Source organism: Amycolatopsis sp. NPDC045836 (genome assembly GCF_056431745.1).
On sequence record NZ_JBWKKF010000010.1, the window covers coordinates 66150 to 85335 of the forward strand.

Annotated in this window: 6 protein-coding genes; 1 reads left to right on the forward strand and 5 read right to left on the reverse strand. The window is 73.5% G+C overall.

Annotated features, from left to right (window positions below):
- Positions 1–438 precede the first annotated feature (438 nt).
- The gene (locus tag AC07EG_RS20625; RefSeq protein WP_478254748.1) at positions 439–1386 is read right to left on the reverse strand and encodes an NADP-dependent oxidoreductase; all 948 of its coding nucleotides are present in this window, start codon (positions 1384–1386) and stop codon (positions 439–441) included.
- A complete protein-coding gene (locus tag AC07EG_RS20630; protein WP_478254749.1) occupies positions 1383–2081 on the reverse strand; it encodes an alpha/beta fold hydrolase in 699 nt (232 codons plus the stop codon). Before AC07EG_RS20630 ends, AC07EG_RS20625 begins: the two co-directional genes overlap by 4 nt.
- A gap of 104 nt (positions 2082–2185) precedes the next feature.
- Here AC07EG_RS20630 and AC07EG_RS20635 point away from each other — a divergent pair, with 104 nt between their 5' ends.
- Positions 2186–2851 (forward strand): winged helix-turn-helix transcriptional regulator, encoded by a 666-nt coding sequence (locus AC07EG_RS20635; protein ID WP_478254750.1) that lies wholly within the window; start codon positions 2186–2188, stop codon positions 2849–2851.
- A 64-nt stretch (positions 2852–2915) separates the two neighbouring features.
- On the opposite strand, the gene AC07EG_RS20640 is transcribed toward AC07EG_RS20635, so the two are convergent.
- The 3 genes from AC07EG_RS20640 to AC07EG_RS20650 are packed head-to-tail and all read right to left on the reverse strand — an operon-like array spanning position 2916 to position 19186.
- Complete coding sequence (locus AC07EG_RS20640) at positions 2916–3113, reverse strand: MbtH family protein (protein WP_478254751.1); 198 nt, start codon at positions 3111–3113, stop codon at positions 2916–2918.
- A gap of 21 nt (positions 3114–3134) precedes the next feature.
- Positions 3135–4352, reverse strand: coding sequence for an MFS transporter (locus tag AC07EG_RS20645; protein WP_478254752.1), 1218 nt, complete (start codon positions 4350–4352; stop codon positions 3135–3137).
- Positions 4349–19186: a non-ribosomal peptide synthetase gene (locus AC07EG_RS20650; protein ID WP_478254753.1), complete on the reverse strand. Its 14838-nt coding sequence runs from the start codon at positions 19184–19186 to the stop codon at positions 4349–4351. The genes AC07EG_RS20645 and AC07EG_RS20650 overlap by 4 nt, the downstream gene beginning before the upstream one ends.

A 19186-nucleotide genomic window follows, 5' to 3' on the forward strand; every position in this document is an offset into this window, starting at 1 on the left:
ACTCTCCTTCGGACTCAGGGCCGCACGAGGGCCCGTGACGGGGTGCGCCGCTCCGGCCGGAATGGCGCTGTTCGAGGTGATCGCGTGGACGGCGGCGAAGCCGAAGCGCCTCCACGTCGCGGGCCCGCCTAGGCGGCCTCGTCGTTCCAGCTCATGGCAACTCCTCGTCGAGTCGAGCTTTGGTGTTAGCGCTAACATTTCGGCCCGCGAAGCAGGATTCGAGTGTCCGGAGCGGAACACGTCACCGCTTGGCGCGATTGCCGGATCGCGTCTTGAGCCACGCCGGCCGAAAGGGCCGACGGTCGATCGTTTCGAGCTGTTGACCTCAAGTTTCGGCTCAGTTTAGCCAGCCGTGTCGCCCCGGGTCAACGGGTCAATCACCGAGGCGACCGGCTGGATCACTGCCCGTGTCGAAGGCTCCTCGATCGAAAATTTCGGTCACGTGATCAGCACGAGCTTCCCCGTGGTCCGCCCCCGCGCGATCAGCCGGTGCGCCTCCGCCGCCCGCGCCAGGGGGAACTCGGCTTCGACGTGGACCGTCAACCTGCCCTTGCGCACGAGGTCGGCGAGCGCCACCAGTCCGGCATGGTCCGGCTCCACGAGGAAGTCGCTCGCGCGCACGCCCAGTTCGGCGGCGCGCCGGTTCATCCCCGGCGTCCACGCCGCCTGCCCGCTGACCAGGATTCCGCCCGGCCGCAGGGTTTCCAGCGCACGCAGGCCCGCCTCGCCGCCGAACAACTGGATCACGACGTCGATGTCCCGGACCGCCGTGGCGATATCGGTGGTGGTGTAGTCGATGGCCTCGTCCACCCCCAGCCCGGCCAGAAAGGCGTGCTTCCCGGCGCGGGCGGTGCCGATCACGTGGGCGCCGAAGTGCTTGGCGAGCTGGACGGCCAGGTGCCCGACGCCGCCGGCCGCCCCCGCGACCAGCACCCGGTCGCCCGGCCGCACCCCGGCCACGTCCACGAGCATCTGCCACGCCGTCAACCCGGCCAGCGGCAGGGCCGCGGCTGCGGCGAAGTCCAGTTCCCCGGGCATGGCGGCGAGATGCCGGGCGGGCGCGGTCACGTACTCGGCGTAGGCCCCGGCCGCACGCGGGAACCACGGCATTCCGAACACCCGGTCCCCCGGGCGGAACAAGGTCGTGCCGTAGCCGACGCGCTCCACCACGCCCGCCACGTCCCAGCCGTTGACGAACGGGAGGCTCAGCACGCGGTTGTAGGCCACGCCCTGCCGGGTGTAGGCGTCGACGGGGTTCACCCCGGCCGCGGCGACCTTCACCAGCACCTCACCGAAAACCGGCTCGGGCCGGTCCACTTCGGCCAGTCGCATGGTTTCCGGGCCGCCCCATTCCTCCTGCCGCACCGCTTTCATCCGCTCGGTCATCCCGGTTCCCCTTCCGCTCGGTCCAGCAGTGCGCTCGCCAGTGCGCCGGGTGCGTGCACCAGCACCTGGTGCCCGGCCGCCACCTCGGTCACCGGCCAGCCGAATTCCGCCGCCAGCGCGGCGAACGGCATCGGCCCGCCCGGCACGCACAGCACCGCGGGGGCCGGGATCCGTTCCACGGCACCGGTCAGCCTGGCCGGCTCCGAGAACGTGCGCCGCGGCTGCGGGGTCAGGCGTGGTTCGAGGAACGCGACGTCGGCCGGTTCGGTGAGGCCGAGCTCGGCCGCGGTCGGCGCGGCGATCACCCCGTCCACCGTCGCCGCGTCCACCCAGTCCAGAAAGGACCGCGGTGCCCGGCTGTCCGTCGATTCGCCGTCGTGGCCCGCCCAGGCGTCGACCATGACGATCCGCGCGATCCGGCCCCGGGCGCTCTCCGCCGCCTCGCGCACCACAAAACCGCCGTAGCCGTGCCCCACCAGGACGACGTCGTGCAGGTCCTCGTAGTGCAGCACCGCGACCAGGTCCTCCACGTGCTCCCGCAGCCCGATCTCCGCCACCGGACCGCGGGCGCGTTCGGCGATCCCGCTCAGCGTCGGCGTGAAGACCCCGTGCCCGGACCGCCGCAGCAGTTCCGCCACGCGCCGCCAGGACCAGCCACCCTGCCGGGCCCCGTGGACGAGTACGCAAGTCGCCACCTTGCCTCCTCCGCTCACCCCGAGGGTAAACTTCAAAAACAGGAAGTACAAGGTTCTTGTTTGCGAACTTCAAGGTCGGGAAGCGCGGAGTTTAGGATGAGGAAGTGGACCAGCGGACCTACAACCAGTACTGCGCCGTCGCGCGGACCCTCGACCTGGTCGGGGAGCGGTGGACGCTCCTGCTCGTGCGTGAGCTGCTGACCGGCCCCAAGCGCTTCGGGGACCTGCAGCACAGCCTGCGGGGCCTGGGCACCGGGCTGCTCGCGGCCCGGCTCAAGCACCTGGAACGGGAGGGCCTGGCCCGCCGGACGACCTTGCCGCCACCGGCTCGCACGCCGGCCTATGCGCTGACCGAGGCCGGTCAGGAACTCGGCCCGGCCGTGCTGGCGCTGTCCCGCTGGGGGATGAAGTGGGCGATGGGCGAGCGGCGCGAGACCGAGGTGTTCCACCCCGGCTGGGGACTGCTGGCCATGGAAGCCGCTTTCGACCCGGAAGCCGCCGCGGGCGTGCGGGCGGTCTACGAGTACCGCATCGACGAGGAGGTCTTCCACGTGCGCGTGGAGGACGGCACGGTCGAGGCCGCGCTCGGTCCCGCGCAACGGCCCGACGTGGTGATCGAAACCAGCGGTGACCGCTTCGCCGAACTGGCCGAGGGCCGCTGGCGGCTGACCGACGGCCTCAGGGACGGCACCGCCACCGCGACCGGCGACAAGCAACTGCTGCGGCTGCTGGGCAAGCTGTTCCGCCTGCCCCGGCCCGCCTCCCGCTGACCCCGGTGAAGCCGCAGGGCCGGGAGCGGGTGACCCGTTCCCGGCCCGATCAGCTCCAGCGGGCCTACTCGGCGGCCATCCGTTCCCGCAGGCTGCGGGGGCGCATGTCGGTCCAGACCCGGTCCACGTGGTCCATGCACTCCTGGCGCGTGCCGGTCGTGCCGTCCGGGCGCCAGCCCGCCGGGACCTCCTTGTCCGCCGGCCACAGCGAGTACTGCTCCTCGTCGTTGACCAGGACCTGGAAGGTGGTGTTCTCGTCCATCGTGTTTCCTTTCTCCGGAACTTACCGGCCGGGGGTCTTTTCGAGTTCGTGCGCCGCGAAGCCGCGGAGCGTGCCGCTGAAGGTGGTGAGCAGGGTGACCACCGCGATGGCGGCCGCGCAGGTGAGCACCGCCGGGTGCCCCGGCAGGACTTCGACCAGCCAGCCGCCGAGCGCCGGGCCGAGCGCGGCGGCCAGGCCACCGGTCACCCCGAGCACCCCGCCGAGGCGCCCGCGCAGTTCGTCGGGGGTGGCCAGCAGCTGGTAGGTGCTGATGGTGGTGTTGACCGCCGGGGGCAGGAAGGCGATGGCGGCGAACAGCACGCCCATCAGGTAGCCGCTGTGGATGAACACGGCCAGCGGGGTCAGCGCGGTCAGCGCCCAGAACACCCCGGTGACCAGCACGTACGGGCTCAGCCTGCGGTGCAGCCACGGCGCGGCCAGCGCCCCGAGGATGCCACCGGCGCCCAGCATCGCCGCCATCACGCCGATCTCCCCCGGTGGTACCCCGCGCTGGTTCGCCAGCACGATGATCACCAGGTAGTAGGCGGAGAAGAACAGGTTGAGGCCGACCACGCAGAAGGTGGTCACGCGCAACCGCGGCTGCTGCCACACCCAGCGCAGCCCTTCGGCGATCTCGCGGCCCAGGTGCGCCGGGGGCCGGTCCGCCGGGGCGCGTGCGGGCAGGCGGACGAACAGCAGCGAGACGAACGCGAAGACGTGTGCGATGGCGTCGAAGACGAACGGGACCACCCGGCCGACGGCGAACAGGAAGCCGCCGAGCGCGGTCCCCGAAAGCTGTCCCGCGCTGGTCCTCGCCGCGTTCATCGCCACCGCCGAGGAGACCTGCTCACCGGGGACCAGCCGGGGCAGGCTGGCGTCCTCCGCCGGTTCGAACAGGGCGCGGCACACCCCCATCACCACGGCCACGGCGACCAGCAGCCCGATCCCGGCCACCTGCCACCACAACGCGAGCACGAGCCCCGCCGCCGCCACCGCCTGCGCGGCTTCGCAGCCGAGCATGACCCGCTTGCGGGACCAGCGGTCCACCAGCGCCCCGGCGGGCAGCCCGGCCACCAGCTGGGCGATCGCGACGGCGCCGACGACCAGCCCCGACTGGGCCGCGGACCCGGTGATCGCCAGCACCAGCAGGGGGAAGGCGATCATCGTGGTGCTGAACCCGGCCTCGGAGACGACCTGCCCGGTCCACAGGAGCCGGTAGTCGCGGCCGAGCCGGGTCACGCCCGGTCTCCCCGGCAGTCGGCCGCGATGGCACGCAGCGCGTCGGCGAAGTCGGCGGCCACCGCCGTCACGGTGGTGCGCTCGTGCAGGTCGGGCCGGTAGAACCAGGAGAACTCCAGCCGCCCGTCCCGCACCCCGCCGACCACTTCGAGCACGTGCGGCGGCTGGTTCGCCGGATCCTGCTCACGCCCGATCGGCGCGTGCGCACGCAGGTAGAGCCCGGCCCCGTCGCCGGTGTGGCCACCCTGCCCGAGGTAGTTGAACGCGACCTCCGGCGTCCCGCCGGCCGGGTCGAGGTTCCGGTAGGTCCGCAGCGCGCCGTAGCCGAAACCGTTGCCCGGCACCGCACGCAGCTGCCGCCGGACCGCCTTGACCAGGTCCCGCCACCCCGCGTCCGGGTCGACCGTCAGCGCCACCGGGAACAGCGTGGTGAACCACCCGACCGTCCGGGTCAGGTCGACGCCGTCGAGGATCTCCTCCCGGCCGTGCCCCTCCAGGGCGACCGCGACGGCCTGCGCCCCGCTCCAGCGGGTCAGCGCGCGGGCCAGCGCGGCGAGCAGGACGTCGTTGATCCGCGTGCGGTAGGCGCCGGGGGCGGAGTGCAGCAGCGCGTCGGTGGCCCGTTCGTCCACGGCGACGGTCACCACGTCCGGCGGGCCCGGCGGTGCACCGGTCCGGTCGCGCGGGACCGCGAACCCGGGCAGTTCCCGCGCCCAGTGCGCGGCTTCGGCGTCCAGCCCGCCGCTTTCGGTGAACTCGCGCAGCCGCAGCGCCCAGTCGCGGAAGGAGGTCGTCTTCGGCCCGAGGTCGGCCTTCTCCCCCACCTGGGTCTGCCGGTACGCCCGTTCCAGGTCCTCCAGCAGGATGCCCCACGACACCGCGTCCACGACGAGGTGGTGCGCGGCGAGGAACAGCCGCGGGTTCTCGCCCTCGGCGGGTTCGGTCAGCAGTGCCCGCAGTTGCGGTGGGCGCGCGAGGTCGAAGCTCGCCTGCGCGTCGTCCGCGGCCCGCTCCAGGTCCTCGGCGGGCACCACCGCCAGCGGGACCGCCTGCTCGGCCGGGGCGTTGTCCTGCCGCCACCCGCTGCCGGTCCGCTCGAACCGCAGGCGCAGGGCGTCGTGGTGGGCGACCACGGCGTCGAGCGCCTGCCGCAGCGCTTCCTCCTCCACCGGACCGGCCAGCTCGACCAGCACGGACTGGTTGAAGTGCGCCGGATTGGCCGGGCCGGAGTCGAAGAACCACTGCTGGATCGGGGTCAGCGGTACCGCGCCGACGACGGTTTCGCGCTCGTCGCCGTCGGTGCCGGCCGCGGTGACCACGGTGGCCAGCTCGGCGACCGTCTGGTGCGCGAACAGGTCCCGCGAACGCATCGCCAGACCGGCCTGCCTGGCGCGGTGGACCACCTGGATGCTCAGGATCGAGTCGCCGCCGAGGTCGAAGAAGTTGTCGGTCACGCCGACGCTGTCCAGGCCGAGCACCTCGGCCCACAGCGCGGCCAGCAGCTTCTCCCGGTCCGTGCGCGGGGCCACGTGCTCCGCGGTGACCACCGCCGACGGGTCCGGTTCCGGCAGCGACCCCCGGTCCACCTTGCCGTTCCTGGTCATCGGCACCGCGTCGATGGGCACGAACACCGACGGCACCAGGTAGTCCGGCAGGGTGCCGGTCAGGTACGGGCGCAGTTCCAGCTGCCGGCCCGGCTCGCCGACGACGTAGGCCACCAGCCGGGCGTGGCCACCCGTTTTCCGCGCCACCACCACGGCGTCGCGCACCGCCGGGTGACGCCGCAGCACCGCCTCGATCTCACCGAGTTCGACGCGGAAGCCGCGGATCTTGACCTGTTCGTCGGTGCGCCCGACGAACAGCAGTTCCCCGCCTGCCGTCCAGCGGACCACGTCCCCGGTGCGGTACATCCTGGTGCCGGGGGCACCGAACGGGTCGGCGACGAACCGGTCCGCGGTCAGGCCCGGCCGGCGCAGGTACCCGCGGGCCAGACCGGCACCGGAGACGTACAGCTCGCCGGGGGTCCCGATCGGCACCGGCCGCAGGCCGGCGTCCAGCACGTGCACCGCGGTGTTCGGGATCGGGCCGCCGATGGGCGGGGGGCCGCCGGGGGCGAGCGGGCCGCTCCACGCGGTGACGACCGTGGCCTCGGTCGGCCCGTACGCGTTGATCATCCGGCGGCCGGGTGCCCACCGGCGCACCAGTTCGGCCGGGCACGCGTCCCCGCCGACGAGCACCGTGCGGAAGTCCGGCAACCCGGTCTCGGGCACCGTTTCCAGTGCGACCGGCGGGATCAGCGCGTGCGTGACCCGGTGCCGCCGCAGCACGCCGGCCAGTGCGGTTCCGAGCAGCGGCCCTTCGGGCGGCACGACGAGCGCCGCTCCGGCGGGCAGCGACAGGCACAGTTCCAGGACCGACGCGTCGAAGCTCGGCGAGCTGAACGCCAGGACCCGGTCCCCCGCCCGCACACCGCAGTGCTCGACCACGGCGGCGGAGAACGACGCGATGCCGCGGTGCGGGACGACCACGCCCTTGGGCCGCCCGGTCGAGCCGGAGGTGTAGATGACGTACGCCGGCTGGGCCGGGTCGACCGGCACGCCGAGGTTCGTGTCCTGGTGATCCGCCGCGTCGAGTTCGCGGTCGACCACGAAGATCGGGTCGGCGTCGGCCAGCATGAACTCGATGCGTTCGGCGGGGTAACCGGGGTCGACCGGCAGGAAGGCGGCACCGGTCTTGGCCACGGCCAGTTCGGTCACCACGAGCGCCGTCGACCGCGGCAACCGCACGGCGACGATCCGTTCGGGCGCGGCACCCCGCCGCACGAGCAGCCGGGCCAGCCGGTTCGCCCGCGCGTTCAGCTCGGCGAAGGTGATCGCGCCGTCGTCGGACAGCAGCGCCACCGCGTCGGGTGTGCGGACCGCTTGCGCCTCGACCAGCTGGGCCAGTGACGCGGGCTCGACGGGGCGTGCGGTGTCGTTCCAGGCGCGCAACCGGTCGAGTTCGGCCGCGGGTACCAGCGGCAGGGTGGCCATCGGCCGGTCCGGATCGGTGACCAGTGCGGTCAGCAGCGCACGCAGCCGGGCCGCCAGGCGGTCGATCGTCGCGGCGTCGAACAGGCCGGTGCTGTAGTTGATCGCCCCGTGCAACGCGCCGTCGTCCTCCTCGAACTGCACGAGCAGGTCGAACGGCGCCGACACGGCGGGCAGCGCGACCTCACCGGCCACCAGCGCGCCACCACCGGGCCGGTCGCCGGTGTTCTGCAGCACCACCATGGCCTGGAACAGCGGCGTCCGGCTCGGGTCGCGCACCGGGTCCACCGCGTCCACCACCCGTTCGAACGGCACGTCCTGGTGGGCGAACGCGTCGAGCACGGTTTCCCGGACCTGGGCCAGGAACTGCCGGAACGACCGCCGCCTGTCCACTGTGGAGCGCAGGGTCAGGGTGTTGACGAAGAAGCCGACGAGCCGGTCCAGTTCGGCCCGGTCGCGCCCGGCCGTGACGGTGCCGACGGCGACGTCGTCCTGGCCCGCCCAGTGGGCCAGCAGCACCTGGCACGCGGCGACCAGGGTCATGAACAGGGTGCCGTTCTGGGCCCCGGCCAGTTCCCGCAGCTTCGCCGCGACCCCCGCGGGGACCTCGAAACCCAGCCACTGCCCGTCCGTGGTGCGCTCGGCCGGGCGCGGCCGGTCGGTGGGCAGTTCGAGCGGGGCGAGCCCGGCCAGCCGGTCGCGCCAGTGGTCCAGCAGCCCGGCCACCTCGGCGCTGTCCAGGTGCTCGCGCTGCCACGCCGCGAAGTCCGCGTACTGCACACCCAGCGGGGGCAGTTCGGGTTCCACGCCCTGGCGGTGAGCCGCGTAGCAGGTGTCCAGTTCGGCGGCCAGGACCCCGGCGGACCAGCCGTCGGTGACGATGTGGTGCGCGGCGAGCAGCAGCACGTGCTCGGTGGCCGACCGCCGGTACAGCCGGGCCCGCAGGAGCGGGCCGGTGCGCAGGTCGAACGGCCGCAGCGCCTCCGCGGCCAGTGCGTCCTCGTCGAAGTCCTCGACCACGAGGTCCACCGAGAAGGGTTCGTGCACGTACTGCACACCGCGGCCGTCGACCGCGCCGAACGTGGTGCGCAGGGATTCGTGCCGGGCGACCAGCGTGTCCAGCGCCCGCCGCAGGGCGTCGAGGTCGAGGTCACCGCGCAGCAGCAACGCCGTGGGCGAAAGGTATTCGGTGCCTCCCGGGGAGAACTCGTCGAGGAACCACAGGCGCTGCTGGTTGAACGACAGCGGCAGCGCCCCCTCCCGGGCCACGACCGGGATGGGCTTCGCACTCGCCCGCCGGTCGGGCAGCGCGGCGGCGAAGCCCGCCGGCGTCGGTGCGGTGAACAGCGCTCGCGGGGACACCTCGACCCCGAACTCGGCCCGCACCCGCGAGGTGATCCGCATGCTCAGGATGGAATCGCCACCCAGCTCGAAGAAGTTGTCGGTCACGCCGACCCCGTCCAGGCCGAGCACCTCGGCCCAGATGGCGGCCAGCCGGCGTTCGGTGCCGGTGCGCGGTGCCACGTACTCGGCGGTGGTGTCCCGGCCGGGGGCGGGCAGCGCGCGCCGGTCGAGCTTTCCGTTGCGGGTCAGCGGAAGCGCGTCGAGGGTGACGAACGCCGTCGGCACGAGGTGGTCCGGGAGGCGCTCCCGCAGCCAGGCACGCAGCCCTTCGCTGTCCCCGACGACGTAGGCGACCAGCCTGCCGTCGCGGGCGGCCACCGTGGTGTCGGTGACCGCCGGGTGCTGCCGCAGCACGGTTTCCACCTCGCCGGGCTCCACCCGGAACCCGCGGATCTTGACCTGGTCGTCCACGCGGCCGAGGTAGTCCAGCCGCCCGTCCTCGGTCCAGCGGACGCGGTCACCCGTCCGGTACAGACGGCTTCCCGGCGGCCCGAACGGATTCGCCACGAACACGGTCGCGGTCAGGCCCGGCCGTCCGAGGTAACCCCGCGCCAGCTGGACACCGGCGAGGAACAACTCGCCCGGCATCCCGACCGGCACCGGCTCACCGGCCGGGTCCAGCACGTACGCCCGCAGGTTGGCCAGTGGCCGCCCGATCAGCGGCCGGTCCCCGGTCACCGGCGTGTGGACGGAGTCGACGGTCACCTCGGTGGGGCCGTAGTAGTTGTGGCAGGTGACCCCGGAGGCGGCCAGTTCCCGCCAGAGCGCCTCGCCGGTCGCCTCGCCGCCGACGAGCACGGTGCCGGGCCGGGCCGGGCCGGACAGCAGCCCGGCCGCGAGGAGTTGCTGCAGGTGCGACGGGGTCAGGTCGATCAGGTCGATCCGCTGGTCGCGGAGGTAGCGCACGGTGGCACCGGGATCGAGCCGGGTGTCCTCGTCGAGCACGTGCAGCTCGTGCCCGTCGATCAGCGCGAGCAGCCCTTCCCACGAGGTGTCGAACGACAGCGAGGCGGTGAGCCCGACGCGCTTCCGTGGTGGGCCGAGGAAAACGCGGCGGTGCGCGGCGAGCATGTTCACCAGGCCGCCGTGGTCGACGACAACACCCTTCGGCGTGCCCGTCGAACCCGAGGTGTAGATGACGTAGGCGGCCGAGTCGGCACGCGGCCGCCGCGCCTCCGGCACGGTGGCCGCCGGTGGTTCCAGTTCCCGGCCCAGCACGACCACCGGGCGCGCGTCGCCGAGCAGGAAGCGCACGCGTTCCTCCGGCAGGCCCGTGTCGATCGGCAGGTAGACCGCGCCCGCCTTGAAGATGGCGAGGATCGCGATCACGGCTTCGGCCGAGCGCGGCAGCAGCACCGCCACGACCCGTTCCGGCCCGGCCCCGCGCGCGAGGAGGTCCTGCGCGAGCCGCGTGGCACGCGCGTCGACCTCGGCGAAGTCGAGCACCGTGTCCCCGCAGACGAGCGCGGTCTCGTGCGGAATCCGGGCGGCGGTCGCCTCGAACACGTCCAGGACCGTGCCCGCCGGGACCTCGATCGGCTCACCGGTGCCCAGTTCCAGCAGGTCCTGCCGTTCCTCCGGGGTCAGCGGCGACAGCGCGTCGAGGCGGCAGCCCGGGTCGGCGGCGAACGCGCGCACGAGTGCGGCGAGCTGACCGGCCAGCCTGCGAGCCGTGGCCGGGTCGAACAGCTTCGGGTCGTAGGACAGTTCCAGCCCGAGCCGGTCGTGCAGGTAGGCGGTGAGGTTCAGTGGATAGCTGGTGGTGTCCAGCGAGTCGGACTCCAGCACGCGCACGCCGTCCTCGCCGCTGTCCTCGATCGGGTAGTTCTCGAACACCACGACGCTGTCGAACAGCGAGGTGCCCGCCGGCACGTCCGCGAACTGCCCCAGCCTGGACAGCGCGAGGAAGTCGTGGCGGCGCGCCTCGGCCTGGGCCGACTGCAGCTCCCGCAGCCACTGGCCCACCGCCTGCCCACTTCGGACTTCGACCCGGGTGGGCACGGTGTTGATGAACATGCCGATCATCGACTCGACCCCGGCCAGTTCCTCCGGGCGGCCGGACACGGTGGTGCCGAACAGGACGTCGGACTCCCCGCTGTGGCGCGCGAGCAGCAGCGCCCACGCGCCCTGCACGACGGAGTTGACCGTGAGCGCGGCCCCCTTCGCCGCCTCGTGCACCCGCGCGGAGTCCTCCGGGGACAGCTCGACCAGCACCGCTTCCGCGGATTCGGCGCGGTGGGCCTCCTGCGGCCTGCGGTCGTAGGGCAGCGGGGTGGGGGTGGTGAACCCGTCCAGCACGCGCCGCCAGAACCGCTCGGCCCCGGCGTGGTCCTGGTCGGCGAGCCAGGCCAGGTAGTCGCGGAAGGGTCGCCGGGGCACCAGCCGCGCGGCCCGGCCGCCGACGATCGCCGCGTACTGCTCGCAGACCTCACCGAAGACCTGCGCGGTGCTCCAGCCGTCCAGCAGCACGTGGTGCGAGGTCCACAGCAGCTGCACCTCGTCGTCGGTGAGCCTGCCGATGGCCAGGCGCATCAGCGGCGGCTCGGTCAGGTCCATGCCCGCCGCCAGGTCGGCGGCCATCAGCGCGGCCAGTTCCGCCCGCTGCCCGGCCGCGTCGAGCCCGCGCCAGTCGTACTGCCCGATCGGCACGCGCACGTCGTGGTGCACCCGCTGGACCGGCTGCTCGACGCCCTCCCACACGGTGCTCGTGCGCAGGATCGGCGTGCGGTCGACGACGCGCTGCCACGCCTCGGCGAGCGCACGCGGATCACGCACCCCGGCCAGCCGCAGCCGGAACTGGTCGAAGTAGGCGTTCGAACCGTGGTCGACCAGGCTGTGGAAGACCATGCCCGCCTGCAGGGGCGTGAGCGGGTAGATGTCCTCGACGGTCCGGCCGTCCCCGGCCAGCCGGTCGACGCCGGCCTGGTCGAGGCGCGCCAGCGGGAAGTCCGACGGCGTGCGCCCGCCCGCCCCGGCGCAGTGCTCGACGATGCCGCGCAGCGCGTCGAGCATCGCTTCGGCCAGCGCCTCGATCGTGGCCCGCTCGTGCACCTCGGCGGAGTACTCCCAGCTCAGGTGCAGCCTGCCGCCTTCGACGACGCCGACGACGTCGAGCAGGTACGGCCGGGTGCTCTCCGGGTCCAGGTCGTGCCCGAGTTCCTCACCGCGGCCCCGGTACCAGCCTTCGCCGGGCGCGCCGACGTCCCAGCGGCCGTGGTAGTTGAAGGAGATCCGCGGCGCGGGGTCCTCGCGCAGCGCGGCACCCGGTGCGTCCGGCCGGCTCAGGCTGCGCAGGGCTTCGTAACCGGCGCCCTTGTCCGGCACGGCACGCAACTGCTCCTTGACCGACTTGAGGACTTCGCCCCAGTCCCCGTCCGGCACCGTCAGCGCGAGCGGGTACTGGGCGGTGAACCAGCCGATCGTGCGGGACAGGTCCAGCGGGCCGGTGAGCTCTTCACGGCCGTGGCCTTCCATCGCGACGAGCACGCGAGACCGGCCCGTCCAGCCGGCGAGCACCCGGCCGAGCGCGCTGAGCAGGACGTCGTTGACCTCGGTCCGGTAGGCCGGTGGCACGTCCTGCAGCAGCGCGGCGGTCTCGGCCCGGCCGAGGGACGCCGAGACCACGCGCGCCGTTTTCGCCGCGTTGTGGCCGGGGCGGTCGAACGGGATTTCCGGACGTGCCTCGCGGAGTGCGGTCTTCCAGTACTCCACCTGCTCGTCGAGGCGCCCCGTTTTCACGTGCTCGTCCAGTGAACGCGCCCAGTGCGTGAACGACGTGCCCACCGGGGCGGGCTGCTCGCCGTGGTAGGCGCGCTCCAGGTCGGCCAGCAGCACGCGCCACGACACCCCGTCCATGACCAGGTGGTGCGCGGTGAGGAAGAGCTGGGGCGGGCGGCCGGCGAAGGTGAACAGCACCGCACGCCACACCGGGCCGCCGACGATGTCGAGCGATTCCTGCGCCCGCAGCGCCTCGGCGTGCAGAGCCGCGCTCACGTCGTCCGCATCGGACAGATCGACCTGGCGGAGCAGGGTGGCGGACTCCCGGCCGGCCGGTTCCTGCTGCCAGCCGCCGCCGGTGGCGGAGAATCGCATGCGCAGTGCGTCGTGCCGCTCCGCGACACGGTACAGCGCCGCGTGCAGCGCTGGTACGTCCACCGAGGACAGTATGAGGTGGACGGACATGGTCAGCCGCCACGGCCGGTCGAGCCGCTCGAACAGCCAGGACTGGATCGGCCCGAGCGGCGCCGGCCCGGCGGGTTCCACCGGCGCGGGTGCCGCGGGCTGGGCGGCGGTGACCACGCGGGCCAGTTCGGCGACGGTCTGGTGCTGGAAGAGGTCCTTCGACGACAGCGTCAACCCCGCCTGCCGGGCGCGGGCGACGACCTGGATGCTGAGGATCGAGTCACCGCCGAGGCCGAAGAAGTTGTCCTCGACGCTGACCCGGTCGAGCCCGAGCACCGCCGACCACACCTCGGCGAGGGCGGTTTCGACGTCCGTGCGCGGGGCCACGTAACGGGTTTCCGGCCGGGCACCGGGTTCGGGGAGCGCCCGGTGGTCGAGCTTGCCGTTGGCGTTGAGCGGCAGTTCCTCCAGCGGCACGAACATCGCGGGGATCATGTGCGACGGCAGCGAAGCGGCGAGGAACTCGCGCAGCGCGGTGGTGCCCGGCACGGCTCCGGTCAGGTACGCCACGAGGCGCCGCGCGTCGCCGGTCCCGTGGGCCACGACGGCGGCCCCGGTGAGGTCGGGGTGCGCGATCAGCGCGGCCTCCACCTCACCCGGTTCGATCCGGAAACCGCGGATCTTGAGCTGCTGGTCGGCGCGGCCGCGGTACTCCAGCTCACCGCCCGCGGTCCACCGCAGCAGGTCGCCGGTGCGGTACATCAGGGTGCCCGCCGCGCCGAACGGGTCGGCGACGAACCGCGACGCGGTCAGCCCCGGCCGGTTCAGGTAGCCGCGTGCCAGGCCCGCGCCCGCCACGTACAGCTCACCGGTCACCCCGGGCGGAACCGGCTCGAGATCGGTGTCCAGGACGTAGGCGCGCAGGTCCGGGATCGGCACGCCGACGGTGCCGGTGCCGCTGCCGTCGAGGACCCGGTGGGTCACGTGCACCGTGGTCTCGGTGATGCCGTACATGTTCACCAGCCGCGGGCCGTCCGGGTGGCGCCGCAGCCACCCGGTGAGCCGGGACGGGTCCAGCGCCTCCCCGCCGAAGATCACGTACCGCAGGCTCAACGGCGGGGACGGCAGGGCGCTGAGCTGGTAGAACGCCGACGGGGTCTGGTTGAGCACGGTCACCCGCTGCTCGGCCAGCAGGGCGAGGAAGTGCTCCGGTGAGCGGGTGACCTCCTGCGGCACGACCACCAGCCTGCCGCCGTGCAGCAGCGCGCCCCACAGCTCCCACACCGAGAAGTCGAAGGCGTAGGAGTGGAACAGCGTCCACACGTCCTGCTCGCCGAAGCCGAACCAGGGTTCGGTGGCGGAGAACAGCCGGGTCACGTTCGCGTGCGGGATCAGCACGCCCTTGGGCACCCCGGTGGACCCGGAGGTGTAGATGACGTAGGCGGTGTTGCCCGGCGCGGCCCGCACCCCGGGATCGGTGTCCGGCCACTGCCCGGCGGCCACCTCGTCGACGACGCACACCGGGCGCGCGTCGGCCAGCGTCGCCTCGATCCGCGCCGCCGGGTAGGCGGGGTCGATCGGCAGGTACCCGGCGCCCGTCTTGAGCACCGCGAGCACCGCCACCACGAGGTCGGCCGAGCGGGGCAGCCGCAGGGCGACCAGCCGTTCCGGGGCCGCGCCCTCGGCGATCAGCCGGTGGGCGAGGCGGTTGGCGCGCCGGTCCAGCTCGCGGTAGGTCAGCTCGGTGGTCCCGCTGGTCACGGCGATCGCGTCCGGAGCAGCCGCCACGCGCTCGGCGAACAGCTCGGTCAGGGTCGGCGCGGGCTGGGGCGCGGCGGTGCCGTTCCACTGCTTCACCACGAGCTCGCGTTCGGCGGCGGTGATCCAGGGAAGCCGGCTCAGCGGCCGCTCCGGGTCGGCCGCGATGCCGTCGAGCAGGGTGGTCAGCCAGCCGGTGAGCCGCTCGACGGTGGCGGTGTCGAACAGGTCGGTGTTGTAGTTGACCAGGGCGTCGAGCCGCCCGCCGGTCTCCTGGAAGTGGATCGTCAGGTCGAACCCGGCGGTCACCACCGGCGGTGCCAATTCCTCGGCGGTGAGCCCCGGCATCACCGGCCGGGCGTCCGGGGTGTTGTGCAGCACGACCAGCACCTGGCACAGCGGGGTGCGGCTGGTGTCGCGTTCGGGCTGCAGGTCGTCGACGATGCGGTCGAACGGGACGTCCTGGTGGGCGAACGCGTCGAGCACGGTGTCGCGCACTTCACCGAGGAAGTCGCCGAAACCGCTTCGGAGGTCCACTGTGGACCGGATGACCAGCGTGTTGACGAAGAAGCCGATCAGGTCCTCCAGTTCGGTGCGTTCGCGCCCGGAGACGACGGTGCCCACGGCCACGTCGCGCTGCCCGGACCACCGGGCGAACAGCAGCTGGCAGGCCGCGAGCAGCGTCATGAACAGGGTGCCGCCGTGCCGGTGGGACAGCTCCTTGAGCCGCGCGGCGGTGCCCGCCGGAACGCTGAACGCGTGCAGCGCGCCGTTGGTGCTGCGGACCGCCGGACGCGGGCGGTCGGTGGGCAGGTCCAGCACCGGCACGCCGTCGAGCCGGTGCCGCCAGTAGCTGAGCTGCTCGTCGAGTTCGCTGCCTTCGAGCCGCTGCCGCTGCCAGACCGCGTAGTCGGCGTAGTGCACGGGCAGCGCGGGCAGCACCGGCTCGTCTCCGCGGGTGAAGGCCGCGTACAGGGCGGCCAGTTCACGCAGCAGCACACCCGTCGACCAGCCGTCGGTGACGATGTGGTGCAGCACCAGGCTGAGCACGTGGTCGCCGGGGGCGAGCCGGGTGAGCGCGAGCCGCAGCAGCGGGCTGGTGTGCAGGTCCACCGGACCCGAGGCGCCGGCCAGCGCGGTGGCCAGGTCGCCGTCGGTGACGGGGACCTCGACGGCGTAGGGCGGGTGCACGACCTGCACCCCGTGGCCGTCGACGGTGGCGAAGGTGGTGCGCAGGGACTCGTGCCGCGCCACCAGCGCGGTGAGGGCCCGGTTCAGCGCACCGGTGTCCAGCTCACCACGCAGGCGCAGCACGGTCGGTGAGACGTACTCGGTGCTGCCCGGTTCGAACTCGTTGAGGAACCAGAGCCGTTGCTGGGCGAAGGAAAGCGGCGCTTCGAGTCGGCCGCCGTCGCGGGGCAGCACGGAAATCGCCGTGCGCGACGCCGCCGCGTCGGGCAGCCCGGCGGCGAGCTGGGCCGGGGTCGGCGCGGTGAAGACGAGACGGGCGGGCACGTCGGCGCCGAGCGCGTCCCGCAGGCGCGCGACCACGCGGATGCCGAGCAGGGAATCGCCGCCGAGGTCGAAGAAGTTGTCCTCCACCCCGACGCGCTCGACGCCGAGCACCTCGGCCCAGACGTCGGTCACCAGCTGCTCGCGCTCGTCGCGGGGGGCCACGTACCGGGCGGAGGCGGCCGGTCCGGGTTCGGGCAGGGCACGCCGGTCCAGTTTGCCGTGCCGGGTCAGCGGCAGCCGGTCGAGCGCGACGAAGGCCGACGGCACGAGGTGGGCGGGCAGGGTTCCGGTCAGCGCGGCACGCAGTGCGGCGGGGTCCGCGCCGCCGACGACGTAGGCGACCAGCCTGCCGTCACGGGCGGCCACGGCGGCGTCGGTGACACCGCGCTGGCCCCGGAGCGCGGCTTCGACCTCACCCGGTTCGATGCGGAACCCGCGGACCTTCACCTGCTCGTCGGTGCGGCCGAGGTGCTCCAGCTGCCCGTCTGCGGTCCAGCGGACCCGGTCGCCGGTGCGGTACAGCCTCGCGCCGGGCGCGCCGAACGGGTCGGCGGTGAACCGGTCCGCGGTCAGGCCGGGGCGGCCGAGGTAACCGCGGGCGAGCTGGGCCCCGGCCAGGCACAGCTCCCCCGGCAGGCCGGGCGGCACCAGGCGCAGCTCCTCGTCGAGCACGTAGGCGGTCACGCCACCCAGCGGGCGGCCGATCCGCGGCCGGTCACCGGTCACCGGGGCGCGGGTGGCGTCCACAGTGGATTCGGTGGGCCCGTAGTAGTTGTGCGCCGCGGTACCGGCGGCGGCCAGCTCGCGCCACAGGTCCGCGTCCAGCGGCTCACCGCCGACCATCAGCGAGCGCGGGCGGTGGGCGCCGGACAGGAGTCCGGCGGGCAGCAGCTGCCGCAGGTAGGACGGCGTGACGTCGAGGAAGTCGATGCGCTGCTCGCGTACGTAGCGGGTCAGCGCGGCCGGATCGAGGCGGGTTTCGTCGCCGATCAGGTGCAGTTCGTGCCCGTCGGCCAGCAGCACCGGGCCTTCCCACGAGGTGTCGAACGACAGGGTGGCGGTGAGCGCGACGCGCAGCCGGTCGCGGCCGAACACCTCGCGGTGGTTGGCGAGCAGGTTCACCAGTGCCGCGTGCTCGACCACCACCCCCTTCGGCGTCCCGGTGGAACCGGAGGTGTGGATGAGGTAGGCGGCGTCCGACGGGTGCGGCCCGGCGGGACGCGCGCCACCTGCCGTCACGGTGGTGTCGTCCAGCACCAGGTGCGCGTCTTCCAGCAGGATCCGGATGCGGTCCGCGGGCAGTCCCGGATCGACCGACAGGTGAGCCGCACCGGCCTTGAGCACGGCGAACAGCGCGACGATCGCCTCGGCGGTGCGGGGCAGCAGCACCGCGACGACCCGGTCCGGGCCCGCACCACGGGCGGCCAGCTCCGCGGCGAGGGCGTCGGTGCGCGCGGCCAGTTCGGCGAAGGTGAGCCGGGTGCCACCGCAGACCAGCGCGGTGGCACCCGGCCGCGTTCTGGCCTGGTGGTCGAGCAGGTCCACGATGGTCCCGCCGGGCACGTCCAGGGTGCTGCGCCCCCACGCCAGCAGCTGCCGCTCGTCCGCGGCGGAGGGCGGTGCGAGGTCGGCGATCCGCCGGGACGGGTCGGCCGCGATGCCGGCGAGCAGCCGCCGCAGGGCCTCGACCAGCCGGTCGATCGTCGCCTGCTCGAACAGTTCGGTGCTGTACTCGACCAGCCCGGCCAGCTCGCCGCCGGATTCCTCGAACTCCACGGTGAGGTCGAAGTTGGCCGAATCACGCGCGACCGGAGCCGGTTCCACCGCGAGCCCGGGCAGCGACGGACCACCGCCGGTCGCGGTGTGCAGCAGCACCATGACGTCGAACAGCGGGTTGCGTCCGGGGTCGCGCCCGGCCTGCACGGCGTCGACCAGTTCGTCGAAGGGCACGTCGTCGTGGGCGAAGGCGTCCAGCACGGTCTGCCGCGCACCGGCCAGGTGCTCGGTGAACGGCGCCCGCTGGTCCACGGGCGAGCGCAGCACGACGGTGTTGACGAAGAACCCGACGACGCGCTGCAGCTCCGGGCGGTCACGGCCCTGCACGACGGTGCCGAGCGCGATGTCCTCCTGCCCGGTGTACCGCGCGAACAGCGCCTGGCAGGCGGCCACCAGCACGGTGAACAGCGTGGTCTCCGACGTCCGCGCCAGCTCCGCCAGCCCGCGGGCGACGCCGGCGGGCACGGTGAACTCGGTGACGGCCCCGGCGGTGCCGCGGGCCGCCGGGCGGGGCCGGTCGGTGGGCAGCTCCAGCGGTTCGATCCCGGCGAGCTGCCGCTTCCAGTGCTCCAGCCCCGCCTTCCGGGTCGGGCGACCGTGCTGCCAGGCGGCGAAGTCGGCGTACTGCAGCGGCAACGGCGGCAGGGCGGCGTGCTCGCCGTCGCGGTAGAGCAGGCCCAGTTCCTCGGTGAGCACGCCCATCGACGCGCCGTCGGTGGCGATGTGGTGCACGCTCACCAGCAGCACGTGCTCGGCCGGGCCGAGGCGGGCGAGCAGCGCCCGCAGCAGCGGCCCGCGGGTGAGGTCGAAGGGCCGCGCGTACTCGGCTCCCAGCACCGCGTCCAGGTCTTCGGCCGCGACGTCGACGACCGGCAGCGCCACCTCGTACGGCGGCCCGACGAGCTGCACGGGCTCCCCGCCTGCCTCGTCGAAGGTGGTGCGCAGGGGTTCGTGCCGCGCGACCAGCGCACGCAGCGCAGCCGCCAGTGCCGCGGTGTCCAGTTCGCCGCGCAGCCGCAACGCGAACGCGCTGTTGTACTCCGGGTCGTCCGGCCGCAGCCGGGCGAGGAACCACAGCCGTCGCTGGGCGGCGGACAGCGGCAGCGGGCGGGAACGGTCGGCGGCCGGGATCTCCGGTGCCGCGCCCGCCGTTCCCGCCATCCGCGCCCGCAGCACGTCCCGCAGGTGGGCGGGCAAGGCCGCGATGCGGTCCTGTCTGGAGGAGGTCAT

Coding starts and splice junctions, on each gene's coding strand:
- AC07EG_RS20625 (WP_478254748.1), bottom strand. CDS start 1,386: ATGACCGAGCGGATGAAAGCGGTGCGGCAGGAGGAATGGGGCGGCCCG.
- AC07EG_RS20640 (WP_478254751.1), bottom strand. CDS start 3,113: ATGGACGAGAACACCACCTTCCAGGTCCTGGTCAACGACGAGGAGCAG.
- AC07EG_RS20650 (WP_478254753.1), bottom strand. CDS start 19,186: ATGACCTCCTCCAGACAGGACCGCATCGCGGCCTTGCCCGCCCACCTG.